General features: G+C 61.2%; 12 protein-coding genes and 1 pseudogene. 7 read left to right on the top strand and 6 right to left on the bottom strand.

The features are described from left to right. Positions 1-259: hypothetical protein (locus BLT65_RS47510; protein ID WP_167306644.1), on the bottom strand; the 259-nt coding region annotated here is incomplete at its 3' end. A 717-nt stretch (positions 260-976) separates the two neighbouring features. Between BLT65_RS47510 and BLT65_RS47505 the strand changes: the two genes are divergently transcribed. Continuing rightward, the gene (locus BLT65_RS47505) at positions 977-1,117 is read left to right on the top strand and encodes a hypothetical protein (RefSeq protein ID WP_167306643.1); all 141 of its coding nucleotides are present in this window, start codon (positions 977-979) and stop codon (positions 1,115-1,117) included. Between the two features lie 172 nt (positions 1,118-1,289). Here the strand turns inward: BLT65_RS47505 and BLT65_RS41525 are convergent, their stop codons facing one another. Further along, positions 1,290-1,895 carry a hypothetical protein gene (locus BLT65_RS41525; RefSeq protein WP_244187002.1) on the bottom strand — a complete coding sequence of 202 codons (606 nt, stop codon included), beginning with the start codon at positions 1,893-1,895 and terminating at the stop codon, positions 1,290-1,292. A 119-nt stretch (positions 1,896-2,014) separates the two neighbouring features. Next, positions 2,015-3,661, bottom strand: a pseudogene (locus BLT65_RS41520) (alpha-amylase family protein). 47 nt (positions 3,662-3,708) lie between these two features. Here BLT65_RS41520 and BLT65_RS41515 point away from each other — a divergent pair. After that, a complete protein-coding gene (locus BLT65_RS41515) occupies positions 3,709-5,283 on the top strand; it encodes an alpha-amylase family glycosyl hydrolase (protein ID WP_091789740.1) in 1,575 nt (524 codons plus the stop codon). A 173-nt stretch (positions 5,284-5,456) separates the two neighbouring features. Here BLT65_RS41515 and BLT65_RS41510 read toward each other — a convergent pair whose 3' ends face one another. Continuing rightward, entirely contained in the window at positions 5,457-6,059 is a 603-nt protein-coding gene (locus BLT65_RS41510; protein ID WP_091789737.1) for a TetR/AcrR family transcriptional regulator, read from the bottom strand. A 127-nt stretch (positions 6,060-6,186) separates the two neighbouring features. Here BLT65_RS41510 and BLT65_RS41505 point away from each other — a divergent pair, with 127 nt between their 5' ends. After that, on the top strand, positions 6,187-7,110 hold the full coding sequence (locus BLT65_RS41505) for an NAD-dependent epimerase/dehydratase family protein (protein ID WP_091789734.1): 924 nt from the start codon (positions 6,187-6,189) through the stop codon (positions 7,108-7,110). Positions 7,111-7,112: 2 nt separating this feature from the next. Beyond that, entirely contained in the window at positions 7,113-7,457 is a 345-nt protein-coding gene (locus BLT65_RS41500; protein ID WP_042312919.1) for a DoxX family protein, read from the top strand. Between the two features lie 313 nt (positions 7,458-7,770). Here the strand turns inward: BLT65_RS41500 and BLT65_RS41495 are convergent, their stop codons facing one another. Both BLT65_RS41495 and BLT65_RS41490 read right to left on the bottom strand, forming a co-directional pair. Continuing rightward, positions 7,771-7,989 (bottom strand): hypothetical protein, encoded by a 219-nt coding sequence (locus tag BLT65_RS41495; protein WP_081921274.1) that lies wholly within the window; start codon positions 7,987-7,989, stop codon positions 7,771-7,773. Continuing rightward, on the bottom strand, positions 7,979-8,230 hold the full coding sequence (locus BLT65_RS41490) for a hypothetical protein (protein ID WP_042312882.1): 252 nt from the start codon (positions 8,228-8,230) through the stop codon (positions 7,979-7,981). The genes BLT65_RS41495 and BLT65_RS41490 overlap by 11 nt, the downstream gene beginning before the upstream one ends. Before the next feature lie 410 nt (positions 8,231-8,640). On the opposite strand from BLT65_RS41490, the gene BLT65_RS41480 reads away from it, so the two are divergent. The 3 genes from BLT65_RS41480 (at position 8,641) to BLT65_RS41470 (ending at position 14,780) form a co-directional block, all read left to right on the top strand. Continuing rightward, the gene (locus tag BLT65_RS41480) at positions 8,641-9,348 is read left to right on the top strand and encodes an SOS response-associated peptidase (protein WP_341865852.1); all 708 of its coding nucleotides are present in this window, start codon (positions 8,641-8,643) and stop codon (positions 9,346-9,348) included. Between the two features lie 465 nt (positions 9,349-9,813). Then, positions 9,814-13,833, top strand: coding sequence for a response regulator (locus BLT65_RS41475; protein ID WP_091789728.1), 4,020 nt, complete (start codon positions 9,814-9,816; stop codon positions 13,831-13,833). After that, positions 13,827-14,780, top strand: a complete 954-nt coding sequence (locus tag BLT65_RS41470) for a diguanylate cyclase domain-containing protein (protein ID WP_091789725.1) — start codon at positions 13,827-13,829, stop codon at positions 14,778-14,780. Before BLT65_RS41475 ends, BLT65_RS41470 begins: the two co-directional genes overlap by 7 nt. Positions 14,781-14,784 lie beyond the last annotated feature (4 nt).

Raw genomic sequence — 14,784 nt, 5'->3', positions numbered from 1 at the left:
CCGCCTGCGCCTGCACCGCCTGCGCCTGCACCGCCTGCGCCTGCACTGCCTGCGCCTGCACTGCCTGCCCCCGCACCGCCCGCACCCGAACCGCCTGCACCCGAACCACCTGTACCGGAACCGCCTGCGCCCGAACCCACGCCATGACCACCTGCAAGGTGTCCTTCAGCCAATCGCAGTGAAGCAGCATTCGGAGAAGGTGCGTTGCGGTGATCGAACGAAGCGGAAGGCACAGGCGGGGCGAGCTCAACACTGCCAATTGCAGTCTCCGGGGCAGGAGGCGACGATGATGTCGCGACATGACCGGACGAAGACGCCTGTAGCGTTGGCGATGTGGGGCGTGTGATCTCGGGCGCATGCCGCGGCGCGATTGCTCTCACGTGCGGCGCCGAATGGCGGCGATTCCGTGTGGCGGCATCGCGTGTTTCGGCAGGCCCTCGTGTAACCGACTGCGGCGCAGCAGAATCCGGAGTAGATCCAGCACGATGATCGGACGGAGCGGAAGACACAGGCGGGGCGAGCTCGACACTGGCAACCGCGGTGCCGCGAGCGGGAGGCGATGACGGCAGCGCGACATGGCCGGACCACGACGTGCTTTGCGCTGGCGACGTGGGTCGGGCGATGCCGGGCGCCTGCTCATAGCCGAACCAGTCGCCATACGCGACGATACCCGTCACCACAACAGCCAAAGCGCTTGCCGACGCAACCCCAAGCGCAAGGCGTCTGCCCCGCGCAGGCCGTGCGGCCTTGATGTCCGCATCCGGGCTAACTGCACCCGAATGCGCAAGCTCTGCATGTCTGAACATTACAACCCGCTTAGGATCGTACCGTCTGATCCTTCATTTACTACGTTCATGTGCCGTCCCCTCGCGGGAGTGCTCATCGAAATGAGCCGCGGGACCGTTCTGCGTGTTCGACCCCTGGTTCCGCCAGGCAATGGGAGCGGTGTACGTTTTCTATCGTAAGCCTTTGAGCTATGGAAACGCTCGCCAACTTCCTGGCCGATCCGGACGGGTGGCGGGAGTCCCGCTTGCTGGATGACTCCGCAGTTGGCGACAACACGCTGCAGGTAAAACATTCGCTGTGCCTGTTAAGCCGAACCCCAATTGAACTGTGAGATCGTGGACATGGCATCGGCATACACAGTCCAGTCGACGCTTGCCGGCGTTTGGCAGGGGTATTCAGCGTGAGTCCGTTTCCGGCTTGTAACCGGAGAACAACAACCTTTGCGTGATGTAGCGTAGGGGGCGAGCACTTTCGCCCGCCCCCTGGAAGGGCTCTATTGCTCTTTATTGCTTCTTCGCGGCGTCGACCCGTTGATCGGCGGCTTTCTTGTTCGCGTCGTTCTGCGCCTCGACTTTTTCCTTGTCAGCCTTCGCCTGAGCAACGTTCGCATCGTTGGCTGCGTCGTGCTTTTTACGATCCGCTTTGGCCTGCGCATCGTGCTTCTTTTTGTCGGCCTTGGCCTGCGCCCGCGTTGCATCGGCGCGCGCATCAGACGCTTCCCTTGGCGTCGTTGCCTTTTCCATCTTCGCCGCCTTCTTGTCGGCGTCTGCCTGAGCCGAAGCCTTGTCTTCGTTCGCGGACGCCTGAGCCTTGTCGGCGTCGCTCTGAGCTTCGGCCTTCTTCTTGTTCGCAGTAGCCTGCGCTTCGCTTTTTTCGCTGTTTGCCTTCAATTGCGCTTTGCCGGCTTCCGATGGCGTCGCAGTTTGTGCGAACGCCGTGGAAACGAGCAATACGGATGCGAGAGCCGCGACAATCTTTTTCATGATCTTCCTCCCTTGGAATACACGGTTGTGGCGAGTGCTGTTCAGAAACATCCACCGTTCTCGAGGCGTAGTGAGCCACAAGGTTTTTTTATCCGACGGTGCAAGCTGTTTCAAAGCAACCGACATGCCGCAGTTAGAGAGTCAGCACTTGGATGAACAAAAGATGAGAACGTGCGTGAGAACAAATCGCAGAATATTTCGCAAAGAGGCCTAAATAATCTGGTCGACCTGCTCACGCGACATATCTATATTTCCGAACGCGTCAAGAGATAGTCGAGACCGCCGACCCGATACCACCGATAGCCATAAGGTTCGAGCACCACCGCGTGGCGACCGTCGGCGCCAGGCTGGCTGTGGTCGTCCGAAAGCAGATTGATCAGGCGGGAGCCCGAGCGAAACTTCACGGTGCATGCTTCGGCGCCGAAGTTATGTAGAAGTAGCACTGAGTTGTTGCGCCAGTGATAACACAACGCGAGCACATCGCTTCGCGATGTGCGCAGCACTTCGAAATCCCCCCAACTGATTTCGGGGACTTCTTTGCGCATGCGGATCATCCGCTCCATCCAGTTGAGAAGCGAGTTCGGGTCGCGCCGCTGCTGGGCCACGTTGACTCGCTCAAAACCATAGGCGCCGCCGGATATGACGGATGTGGGCGGCTTTGTATGTTTGGTGAAGCCGCCCTGCGGTTCTGTCGACCATTGCATCGGAGTGCGCGCGCACGCTCGTTCGGGGCGGCGCAGGTCGTCGCCCATCCCGATCTCATCGCCGTAACGGAACACGGGCGTGCCCGGCAAACTGAGCATCAGGCTGTAGGCGAGTTCAAGGCGGCGCCTGTCGCCCGCCAGCATCGGGGCAAGTCTGCGTCGAATCCCGCGCTCATAGAGTTGCATGTTCGGCTCAGGGGCGAACGCAGCGAACACAGCAGCGCGTTGTTCGGGCGTGAGTCGACCCAGATCGAGTTCGTCGTGATTACGCAGGAACACGCCCCATTGTGCGCTCGACGGCCGTGGCTTCGTCGCGAGCAGCGCATGCTTCAATGGCTTCGTGTCACCCGTTGCAAGCGTGTAGAAGGTGTTCTGGTTGAGTTGAAAGTTGAACATCATGGGCAAGCGCTCGCCTGCGTCACCGAAATACTCCAGGTCTGTATTCGGGAGGACATTCGCCTCCGCCAGAATGATCGCGTCACCTTCACGCCATTGCAGGAATTCGCGAAACGTTCGCAGCATTTCATATTGCTCGACCGGTTGACGCACCTTCGGCCCCTTGGTTGCAATCACGAAAGGCACTGCGTCCATGCGGAATCCAGATACGCCAAGCTGTATCCAGAAGCCCATGATCTTCAGCAACTCAGCCTGAACATGAAGGTTGGAGGTATTCAGGTCCGGCTGAAAATCGTAGAAGCGATGGAAGTATCAACGCTTTGCACATTTGTCGAAACTCCATGTCGATTTCTGCACGCCTGGAAATACCACACCACGTTGTGCGTCTGGCGGCTTTTTATCTGACCACACATACCAGTCGCGATATTTCGAATCAGGATCGCTGCGTGCTTCCTTGAACCACGGGTGCTGGTCCGAAGTGTGATTGACCACGAGGTCGATGATCACCCGCAGGCCGCGCTCGGCACAGGCGTGAGTAAATTCGGCGAAGTCGCCGAGCGTGCCGTACTTCGGATCGACGTTGTAGTAGTCGGAAATGTCGTAACCATTGTCACGCCCGGGCGACGGGTGAATGGGCATCAGCCAGATCGCCGTCACGCCGAGCCCTTGCAAGTAGTCCAGCCGACGCATGACGCCCTGGAAATCACCTACGCCGTCGCCATTGGCGTCCATGAAGGTGCCTACCGACAGACAGTAGATGATGGCGTTCTTGTACCAGAGGTCGTTGAGCATAGGGTCCGCACGTGGCGCCAGGCAGTTGACTATGAAGAGGAATTGACATGCCGGAGTTGAAGTGGTGGCAACGCGGTGTGATCTATCAGATCTATCCTCGCTCGTTTCAGGACAGCAATGGCGACGGCATTGGTGATCTTGTCGGCATTGATGCACGTCTCGAATACGTCTGTGCGCTGGGTGTGGACGCTATCTGGATTTCTCCCGTCTACCCATCTCCCATGGCCGATTTTGGCTATGACGTGGCGGACTACTGTGGCGTCGATCCGATGTTCGGCACCCTTCCGGAGTTTGAGCAATTGGTGATCCACGCCCATCACCTCGGCCTCAAGGTGTTGCTCGGTTTCGTACCGAACCATTCGTCGAACCGGCATCCATGGTTCGAGGCAAGCCGCTCATCACGTGACAATTCGAAGCGCGACTGGTATCTGTGGCGTGAACCCGCGGCCGATGGCGGCCCACCGAACAACTGGCTGAGCCGCATGGGCGGCTCCGCGTGGGAGTGGGATGAGCATACAGGGCAGTACTACTATCACGCGTTCTTGCGCGAGCAGCCCGATCTGAACTGGCGTAATCACGATGTGCGCCGCGCGATGGACGGCGTGTTGCGATTCTGGCTGGATCGCGGCGTCGACGGATTTCGCGTGGACGTCTTGTGGCTCCTCATCAAGGATGCCCAGTTTCGTGACAATCCACTGAACACCGCATATCGACCCGGTGAACCGGAGCATCATCGGCTATTGCAGAAGTACACCGAAGATCAGCCGGAAGTGCATGAGATCGTGCGCTCGATGCGGGCCACGCTGGATGAATACGGCGACCGTGTGCTGATCGGCGAGATCTACTTGCCGGTTGCGCAACTGATGAGATATTACGGAGCGGCCGGCGAAGGGGCGGACATGCCGTTCAATTTCCAGTTGCTCAACGCCAGATGGAACGCAGCCGTGATCGCCGGCATGATCCGGGATTACGACAGCGCGTTGCCCGAGCATGCATGGCCAAACTGGGTGCTGGGCAATCACGACAATCCGCGGATCGCATCGCGCGTGGGTCCCGCGCAGGCGCGCCTGGCCGCCGTCCTGCTGCTGACGTTGCGAGGAACGCCGACGATCTATTACGGCGACGAAATTGGCATGACAGATGGGGACATCGAACGGGATCAGGTCAAGGACCCGGCTGAACTCAGGCAACCAGGCATGGGTCAGGGACGCGATCCCGAGCGCACGCCGATGCAATGGGACAGCTCGCTGCCGAACGCAGGCTTTACGGACGGCAAACCGTGGCTGCCCGTTGCGACTGGCTCGAGCGTACGCGAACAGGACGGTGACACGTCGAGCATGCTCTCGCTCTATCGGCGCCTGCTTATCTTGCGTCGCTGCAACGCCGCGCTCGTGCAGGGCACCATTACGAATGTCGCCGCAAACGGTGACGTGCTGACTTATGAACGTCGATACCGTGATCAATCGCTCTTCATAGCGTTGAACTTCAGTGCCGAACACGCCGTGGTGCAGTCCCGGTCTGGCGTGGTGGTGCTATCGACGTCTGCACGGCGCGACGGCGAAGCCCTTGCGGCAGGCCCCAACCCTCTCGCAGCCGGGGAAGCAATCGTCGCCTCTGTTTGATTCTCCCCAACGCGAAGGCCTGCGGCCGCGAGCTGCGCGTATGAGAAACGCGCCTGGATCATGCGGAAACCGATGCGCGAATGCGTTTGGAATCGGGAATGCAGTGTCTTGCTTCCTGCGCTACAAGCTGTTGCGCTCCGCATGCAGTGGCTCGACATCTTATGCGACGCTCCTTAGCGAAGTGCAGCCGCCACCGCCTCGTCAATCTGCAGCGCAAAGCGCGCGTCAACATCGTGTACCGTGAAGCCAATTGACAGTTCCAGATACGTGTCGCCTAGCACCAACTGAACGAATGTCGCTGCCCGCAATGCAGCAGTCGATTCGTCAAATCGCTTTCGCAGAATTTTTGCGGCGAAGGCACGCACGACCTTTGCACCGTTTTCGTAAAACACCTGGCCGAGTTCCGGAAGACGCTCGGCCTCAGCAACGATGGCCCGGTAAAGCCGGAGATTGTCCGGCGCGATAAGGTTTTGTGCCAACACCCATCCCAACTCGCGCAACTCGACTTCGGGTGATCCATCCGATTGCTCGTCCTGAGCGCTGGCAAGAAATCCACCCACCTGAGCGCACATCGAGCTCACCAGACCAACGAAGAGCGCCTCCTTGGACTTGAAGTGGCGGTAGACCGTCTGTTTGCCGACGCCAGCGGCCGCGGCGACATCGTCCATCGTTGCCAGGCCGAAACCTTGGCTTAAGAAAACGGTTTTCGCGCCGTCGAGGATGGCGGACCGCTTACGGCGTTGCAGCGGGCTCAGGTCGGGGAGAGAGGTGTTCATGTCAGATAAATAACAGATCGTCGAGTAGTTGACAAGACTGACCAGTCTCGTTTAGATTTGTCACAACGAGACCGATCGGTCTCGTTTGTATGGCTACTCAACGTCATAGCCATCATTGGAGAACGCTTTGAAACTGTTCATTACGGGTGGTACTGGCTTCATCGGGCAAGCGGTCGTACGCAAGGCAACTAGCCTCGGCCATCAGGTGACGGCGCTGGTGCGCGACGACAGCTCGGCGGCCGCGAGCGCGCTGGCACGTCTCGGTGTGACACTGCATACGGGCGACCTGCGCGAGCCACCGTCTTTCGCTGCAACAGCCGGTGCCGCTGATGGCGTGGTGCATGCCGCTTCGACCAACGATGCTTTCGCCGCTGCTGCTGATGAGGCTGCGGCTATAGCGATGCTTTCGCATTTGCATCCGGGCGCGGCGTTCGTCTATACGTCGGGCACCTGGGTCTACGGCAATACGGAAGGGGAGCCCGTAACTGAAGCATCGGCGCTGAACCCGACACCACTCATCGCCTGGCGGCCCGCAGTGGAGCAACAGGTGCTGGCGCTAGCAGCACGCCGCGCGATTGCTGCCGTGATCCTCAGACCGGCGATGGTGCATGGCTACGGCGGCGGCATCTTTGGCATGCTTGCCGGCATGGTCCGTCAGACGGGCAGTGTGAGAGTCGTCGGCGATGGTCGCAACCACTGGCCTGCCGTTCACGTCGATGATCTCGCCACGGCTTACCTGAGCGCGGTGGAGCGGGCGGCAAGTGGGGACGGTCGAGTCGCTGGACAGATCTTTAACGTGGTCGCGGAAGAAGCCGTTGCCGTTGCCGAAATGGGTGAAGCGATTCGGGCCTCGGTCGGTGCCGATCGCGTCGAATATTGGCCGCTCGACGATGCTCGCAAATCGCTTGGGCCATTTGCTGACGCACTGGCGCTCGACCAGACGGTAAGCGGTCAACACGCCCGGCGAGTTCTTGCGTGGGAACCCCTTGGCCCTGGCCTGGTTGCGGACCTCTCAGTACAGAAGCACTTTCAGCAAAGCAACGGAGCATGACGATGGCGTTAAACACTGCTTCTTTCGATTCGATTCTCGCGACCATCGTAGCGGTTCTGTTCGCGGTTGCTGGGGTGGTCAATCTCGCGGGACGCGGCGCGGTGAAGCGCGACTTCGCGCGCTGGGGTTACCCGGCATGGTTTCATTTGCTCTGCGGCGCTCTTGAGCTGTTGTGTGCGGCGCTTCTTTTCGGGCAACAAACCAGAGTCTTGGGCCTAACGCTGGCCGGTGCGATCATGATCGGCGCGCTCTTCACATTGCTACGAAATCGGGAGCCGTTCCAGCATCTTGCCCCGGCGCTGATCTTCTCGGCTCTCGTTGTGGCTACTGTGGCGCTCCGCGGTTGAGGCTTGCTGGCCAAAAGGGCGAGTCAGCAATTTGTGCTGCGGGTGCTTGAAATGCGCACACGGATAGCGGCATTGGAGCAACTCCAACTTCATCACGAGCGTCATGCAGCGGCGCGAAGTGGTATTGCAAGGATGCCGGCCCCTTCGTTTCTGGACAAGGCGGCGTTACACATGCGTGCATCGCCGCCTTCCGTTAAGTGGTCGCAGAGCCTGGCTTTTCAGCATTACCGCCGAAGTCCTTGCGCAATGCGGAGAGCGCGCGATTCGCGAACTCCGCTTCGCCGCGCGACGAGTCCTGATACGTACCGGCGCGTCAGGCGTGGCTATCGACCCACGCGCGAGCCCATTCCAGGCCGATGCGTTCCGCCGCCGACTCTGAATCCACAACACCAAGAATGCCTGATGCTTCTATAAACTTGCCGCCCTTGGTGACCGTGCCGCTCGCCGCATAGCGTTCGCGTTCGAGAACGCCTGGTTGTTCTCGAATGACATGTCCCCACAGGACGTAGCCCCTGTAGGTCTCACTTTCCATTGGCGTTCGTCCTCCGCTGGAGCTTGCCTGCCGTCGGCTCGAAGCGCCGAGTGTCGATTCCGGCCATTTTTAAGGTGGCGTCAATCATGTTCAGCTCCTGAGCGAAATCAAGCGCCCATTCCTCGCCGTCGCACCGCACGGTCAGCCCGTTGTGTATCGAGATCAGATAACGCGCTTTATACAAGGCATCGACAAGCTTCGATTCTCGCTCGGCCTCCCGAACCCATTCGTCCGCTCTCATGTTGGAATCTCCGGCCACAACTTGTCGTTGGAACGCTTCGCATGTAAGAGCAGCATCCGGCCTGACGGGATTCCTGAATAAGCGAGTCCCTGGACGCCCGGGTCACACGGAGGTTCAACCAGGACTATCGGCTCCCTGAGTGATGCAAGTGCCGGAGCAAGCGGCAGATTCTCTCCCGAACCCGGCCCCTGCGGCAGGACCTCGACGAGCGCTCCGATCGGCCATCCTCCGCCCGATAACTCGTGCGACAGTGCCGGGTACCCCGTGTCAACCGTCACCTGACGTTCGCGCGCGAACTGCAAGGCCCGCCAGAGCGAGGGATGGATTGACTCCAGTATTGGGGCGTAATCAGCTTGCATGGCCAGAAAACTACTGTATGAATGTACAGTATATCCTGGATCGGCGCAGGTATGATGGCAGCAGAGGAGGCTCGAATGTGTACAAGCTACGAAGCCAATCCGAACGACGCCTGGGACGTGTTCAGCCTGTTCCCCGTCCCGGACTTCGACTACAGGCCTGAGATCTACAAGGATTATTTCGCGCCTGTCTTGCGTCGCAGTGCAGATGAGTTCGAGACGGTGCCAGCCTCGTTCGGTATCGTCCCACGGCGCCACATCCGGCCGGGGAGAAAGGCCTACGACACAATGAACGCACGTTCCGAATCGGTTGCCGACAAGCAAAGCTTCAGCGACGCGTGGAAGAATCTGCAACTCTGCCTCATCCCTTGCCGAACGTTCTTCGAACCCAATTACGAAACGGGCAAACCAGTCCGCTGGAAGATAGGGATGTCCGGTGGCGCCCCCTTCGCAATTGCGGGACTGTGGCGCTCATGGAGGGAAATCGATGGGGCACAGACGCTTGCCTTCACGATGCTCACGGTCAATTCAGACGAGCATCCGTTGATGAACCGCTTCCACAAACCGGGTGACGAGAAGCGCTCTGTCGTGATCGTGCCGTCCGCGAACTATGCAAGCTGGTTGTCATGCACGACGACCGACGATGCGCGCGGGTTTCTGAGTCTCTTCCCGGCAGAAGCCATGCGTGCAGAACCGTTTCCGCTGCCGCCACGAAAGCCGAAGCCAGCTGACGACAGCAGCGGGCAGCAGTCCTTGCTTTGATGCGTTCGGGCCAGGTGTTTTATAGACGAGGCGGTAGCATGAGGCAAAAGCCTGTGACACACACTTCGTTGCCAATTGTCTCGCCAGGCGGCAGTACTCCAACCGGCGGACTTACCAGCGAGCCGCCGTCCGCATTGTCGAGACACCAGCGAACGCGCCTATCCGATCGGGGCTGATCATCCGCCTGCGACTGTCAAAGCAATAGTTGGTCGTTCCTGAAACTAAGGCAAAAAGGGGCTGTGGAGTCACCTTGTGGTTAACTTACGAACGCCAGCCGTCTTAAAGAACCTCATACCATTGTCGTTAACCGGAAAGTCAAGGTAGTCTCGACATCAGGCACCAAGGCCCCGTCCTTGCGTGCGTAGCCGTCGTTTCGCGTGTTTTCGGCGATTGCTACGCCAATACAGGCAAGAATTGCCGGTAGGCCACCTTCAAAAGATGCGGTAAGCATGTCGGAGGCTTCGCTTGGCCAGTCGTGTTTTCAGTCGGATCTCGCTTCCCATCAGGGTGACGTTGTTCCTCGTCGTCGTCTGCGCGCTGCTGATCGGCAGTGACGTATGGCGCAGCGTCACGTCGCGTCAGGACCAGATGGAAGAAATGTCCGTCGCGGCCGCGAACCTCGCGCGCGCCATGGCGCAGCACGCCGACGACACCATCAAGCAGGCCGACACCACGCTGGTCGGCGTCGTGGAGCGCGTCGAGCATGACGGCGTGAACCCTGTCGCGCTCGACCGGCTGCATCGCCTGTTCATGCAGAGCGTCGCGGAACTGCCGCAACTCAACGGCCTGTATCTCTACGACCGCGACGGCAAATGGCTCGCGAACTCGCAGCCCACGCTCGTCACGACCTTCAACAACGCGGACCGCGAGTATTTCATCTATCACCGCACGCATGCCGACCGTGGCCCGCACATCGGCATGCCCGTGAAAAGCCGTTCGACGGGGAAATGGATCGTCCCCGTATCGCGCCGCATCGACGGTCCGGACGGCCAGTTCGCCGGCGTCGCGCTCGCGACCATCGACATCGAGTTCTTCACGCGCTTCTACGACAGCCTCGATATCGGCCGATACGGCGCCGTCGCGCTAGTCGCGGACAACGGCATCATGGTCGTGCGCCGTCCGTTTGAAACGCGCTTCATCGGCAAGAACGTCGTCGATACGATGCTATTCAAGGTGCATCGGCAATCGGGCGAAGCGGGCCGCTTCGTGTCGAAGTCGGCGCAAGACGGCGTGACGCGGCTGAACAGCGTGCGCAACCTGAGCCAGTACCCGCTCTTCGTCGCCGCCGCGCTCGCGCAAGATGAAATCCTCGCGCCGTGGTGGTCGGACACGCTATGGCATGCGGCGGGCACGACCGTGCTCGTGCTGATGCTCGCCGTGTTCGGCTGGCGGCTGGTGCGCAACGCGAACGCGCGCACGCGCATCGAGCGCAAGCTGGCCGCGAGTCTCGAAACGACACGCGGGATTCTCGACACAGCTGTCAATCCCATCATCACGCTCGACCGCTCGGGCGTGATCCTGACGCTCAACCCGGCGGGCGAGAAGGCCTTCGGTTATGCGGAGCGCGAGATCGCCGGCAAGGATGTGCGCGTGCTCGTGTCGGCCACGGTCAACGAGCTGTTCACCCGCTATGCGTCGCAGTTCGCCGAGAACGTCGACAAGGACGCACGCGAGATCGCCAGCGAATGCGAACTGGCCGGCTTGCGCAAGGACGGCAGCGAGTTTCCCATCCATGTGTCGACGGGGACGATGGTGACGGGCGGCGAGCGCCGTTTCGTCTGCGTGATCACGGACATGTCCGAGCAGATTCGCGAGCGCGCCGAACTATCGGAAGCCCGCGACCAGTTGCTGCTGGCCGCGGATATCGCCGAGCTTGGTATCTGGTCATGGGAGTTTGCGAGCGACGCGCTGCGTTGGAACACGCGGATGTTCGAGATTTTCGGCTACACGTCGACACCCACCGAAGGCTTGCGTTTCGAGCACTGGCTGTCGCGCGTGCATGAAGAAGACCGCGCGGCTGCCGTTGAAAAACTGGAAGCCGCGTTTGCCGGCGAGATCACCGCGAAGCACATCCATTTGCCGCTCTACCGGATCGTGCTGCCCGACGGCGAAATTCGCCATATCCAGACCACCTTCACTGTTCAGCGCGACGTATCGGGCAAACCAGTCGGCATGACGGGCGTGAATCACGACGTCACCGAGCCGCGCAATATCGAGCTTCGGCTGCGCGACGCGAAGCAGCAGGCCGACGCGGCGAATGAAGCGAAGTCGGCGTTCCTCGCGAACATGAGCCACGAAATCCGCACGCCGTTGAACGCGGTGCTCGGCATGCTCGATCTCGTGCAATCCACAGGACTCAACGAGCGGCAGGGCGGCTATGTCGTAAAAGCCGAGACGGCGGCGAAGTCGCTGCTCGGCTTGCTGAACGATATTCTCGATTACTCGAAGATCGAAGCCGGCAAGCTCCAGCTCGACACGCATACGTTCGAAATCGAGCCGCTGATGCAGGACCTCGGCGTCGTGCTGTCGGGCAACCAGTACGACAAGGAAGTCGAAGTCCTGTTCGATATCAGCCCGGATTTGCCGCCCGTCGTGATCGGCGACAGCTTGCGGCTGCAACAGGTGCTCGTGAATCTCGCGGGCAATGCGCTCAAGTTCACGATCAAAGGCCAGGTGGTCGTCAGCTTCACACTGCTGTCGCGGCTCGATAGCGGCGTGCGCGTGCGGATCGCGGTGACGGACAGCGGCATCGGCATCAGCGAGACGCAGCTCACGCAGATTTTCGAAGGCTTCAGCCAGGCCGAAGTGTCGACCACGCGCCGTTTCGGCGGTACCGGGCTTGGCCTTGCGATCAGCCGGCGACTCGTCGAACTGATGGGCGGCAAGCTCGAAGTGGCAAGCGAACTCGGCAAGGGCAGCCGTTTCTGGTTCGACATCAATCTCGGCGTCAGCGACGTGGTGCCCGTGGACCACTTCGATCTTTATCAGCCGCGCGACCGGCGCTTGCGAGTACTCGTCGCCGACGACAACGGCATCGCGCGCGAAGTGCTGTCGCGCACGGCGCGCGCGCTCGGCTGGGAAGCGGACGTGGTGCCGGGCGGCATTTCTGCCGTCAAGCTGACGAGCGCCGCCGAGCGCGAGAACGAAGGCTATGACGTGATCCTGCTCGATTGGCGCATGCCCGATCTCGACGGGCTGGCGGCGGCGCGGCGGATCGACGAAGCGCGCGCGGGCCGCAGCACGCCCGCTATCGTGATGATCACCGCGTACGGCCAGGAAGTGCTCGCCGCCGCGCAGGAATCCGACGACATGCCGTTCGATGCCTTCGTTACGAAGCCCGTTACGCCGAAGCAGCTTGCGCAGACCGTGCAGCGCGTGCTGACGGGCCAGAAGGCGACGCACGCGAAGCGGAAGGCGACGCCCGCCCCGGAGGGCGCCGGGCGGCTCGCGGGCCTTACGCTGCTGGTAGTCGAAGACAATCCTCTGAACCGCGAAGTGGCCGAAGGCTTGCTGAGCCGCGAAGGCGCGCAGGTGGCGCTCGCCGAAAGCGGGCTCGAAGGCGTCGAGAAGGTGCTGACGGGCACGCGCGTGTTCGACGCGGTGCTGATGGACATGCAGATGCCGGATGTCGACGGTCTCGAAGCGACGCGGCTGATTCGCTCGCACGAGCGCTTCGCGTCGCTGCCGATCATCGCGATGACGGCGAATGCGACCCGCGCGGACCGCGACGCATGTCTCGCGGCGGGCATGAACGACCACGTCGGCAAGCCGATCGACGTCGCGCAACTGGTCAACGCATTGCTGGCCCATACGCGAGCAAGTGCGGCGCCGGAGTCTACGGCGAACTCGCGCGCGGACGATAAACCTGCCGTGAGCGAATTGCTCGAACGAAAGGAATCGATCGTCGGGCGTTTTGGCGGCAGTGAAGACCTGATCCGCAAGGCGCTCGGCGTGTTCGTGAGCGAAATGGAGCGGCATCTCGACGACTTGCGCGACGAAGCGGAGCAGGGCGGCACGGGACGCAGCGCGGCGCTGCTGCATGCGATCAAGGGCAGCGCGGGAACGATGGGCGCCAAGGCGCTCGCCGATACGGCAGCGGCGCTTGAACATCGCGTGATCGAGGCGGACGACGCGGACGAGGGCCAGGCAGCGGCATCCGTCTCGCACGTTGACGTGGATAGCCTCGAACGTCTGCTGCTCGAAAGCGTTGCACGGTTGCGTGTCGTGTTCGGCAGCAAGCAAAGCGCGCATGCGGCGGACGCCGCGCAGCTGCAGACGGACGAATATCGCGAGCGGCTTGGACGCCTGCTCGAACGGCTGGAGTCGTCCAATCTGGAAGCGCTCGATCTCGCCGAAACGCTCGCGCCGCATGTGCCGTCGGCGTTGCAGCCGCGCTTCGACCGGCTGCTCGCCGAGATCGAAGCGCTCGATTTCGTCACGGCTGCCGCAAGCACCCGTGAGATGCTGGATAACCTGACATGCTAGAACACATCCCCGGAGACTGGGCTCACACGTTCACGCGGCGTCCGAAGGTGCTCATCGCGGATGATCAGCCCATCAACGTTCGCGCGCTGCATGCGCTCTTCAAGGACGACTGCGACGTGTTCATGGCGACCAGCGGCGCGCAGACCATCGAGCTGTGCCACAAGGTGATGCCCGACCTGATCCTGCTCGACGTCGTGATGGACGGCATGGACGGCCACGAAGTGTGCCGTCGCCTGAAAGCCGATCCGCTGACCCACACGATTCCCATCATCTTCGTCACCGCGCAGACCAACGAAGCCGATGAAGAGTATGGCCTGTCGCTCGGCGCGGTCGACTTCATCACGAAACCGGTCAAGCCGGCGATTGTGCGCGCGCGGGTGCGCGCGCATTTGTCGTTGAAAATGCAGGGCGACGTGCTGCGCTCGATTGCGCTCGTCGACGGCCTGACGGGCGTCGGCAACCGGCGCAAGTTCGAAGAGGATTTCGACGCGAGCTGGCGGCACTGCCTGCGCGAATCGGCGCCGTTGTCGCTGGTGATGGTCGATGTCGATTACTTCAAGCGCTACAACGACCGTTACGGGCATCAGGCGGGCGACCGTTGTCTGCAAACCGTTGCGAAACGGCTGACGGAAACGCTGCGCCGACCTTATGACACCGTCGGCCGCTATGGCGGCGAGGAGTTCGCCTGCCTGTTGCCGAACACGCCGCTTGAAGCGGCGACACGTCTCGCGATGCGCATGGAAGAGGCCGTGCGCGCGCTCAAGCTCGAGCATCTCGATTCGGGCTGTGCGGAGACAGTCACGATCTCGGCGGGTGTCGCGACGCTGCTCCCGACTGATGACTCGCAGCCCTCCGAGCTGATCGATGCCGCCGACCGCCAGCTTTATGAAGCGAAGCACGCGGGACGCGGCCGCGTCGCTTCGCCGATGCGGATGATGGAAGGGTAGGCGT

The sequence above is a fragment of the Paraburkholderia steynii genome (assembly GCF_900100565.1).
In the GTDB taxonomy this organism is placed as follows: Bacteria; Pseudomonadota; Gammaproteobacteria; order Burkholderiales; family Burkholderiaceae; genus Paraburkholderia; species Paraburkholderia terrae.
The sequence above is the reverse complement of the archived record's forward strand: the minus strand, read 5'-3'. Positions and strand labels throughout refer to the sequence as shown.

Coding starts and splice junctions, on each gene's coding strand:
- BLT65_RS41525 (WP_244187002.1), bottom strand. CDS start 1,895: ATGTCGGTTGCTTTGAAACAGCTTGCACCGTCGGATAAAAAAACCTTG.
- BLT65_RS41490 (WP_042312882.1), bottom strand. CDS start 8,230: ATGAGAGCGGACGAATGGGTTCGGGAGGCCGAGCGAGAATCGAAGCTT.
- BLT65_RS41470 (WP_091789725.1), top strand. CDS start 13,827: ATGCTAGAACACATCCCCGGAGACTGGGCTCACACGTTCACGCGGCGT.
- BLT65_RS41480 (WP_341865852.1), top strand. CDS start 8,641: ATGATGGCAGCAGAGGAGGCTCGAATGTGTACAAGCTACGAAGCCAAT.
- BLT65_RS41495 (WP_081921274.1), bottom strand. CDS start 7,989: ATGGAAAGTGAGACCTACAGGGGCTACGTCCTGTGGGGACATGTCATT.
- BLT65_RS41500 (WP_042312919.1), top strand. CDS start 7,113: ATGGCGTTAAACACTGCTTCTTTCGATTCGATTCTCGCGACCATCGTA.
- BLT65_RS41515 (WP_091789740.1), top strand. CDS start 3,709: ATGCCGGAGTTGAAGTGGTGGCAACGCGGTGTGATCTATCAGATCTAT.
- BLT65_RS41510 (WP_091789737.1), bottom strand. CDS start 6,059: ATGAACACCTCTCTCCCCGACCTGAGCCCGCTGCAACGCCGTAAGCGG.
- BLT65_RS47505 (WP_167306643.1), top strand. CDS start 977: ATGGAAACGCTCGCCAACTTCCTGGCCGATCCGGACGGGTGGCGGGAG.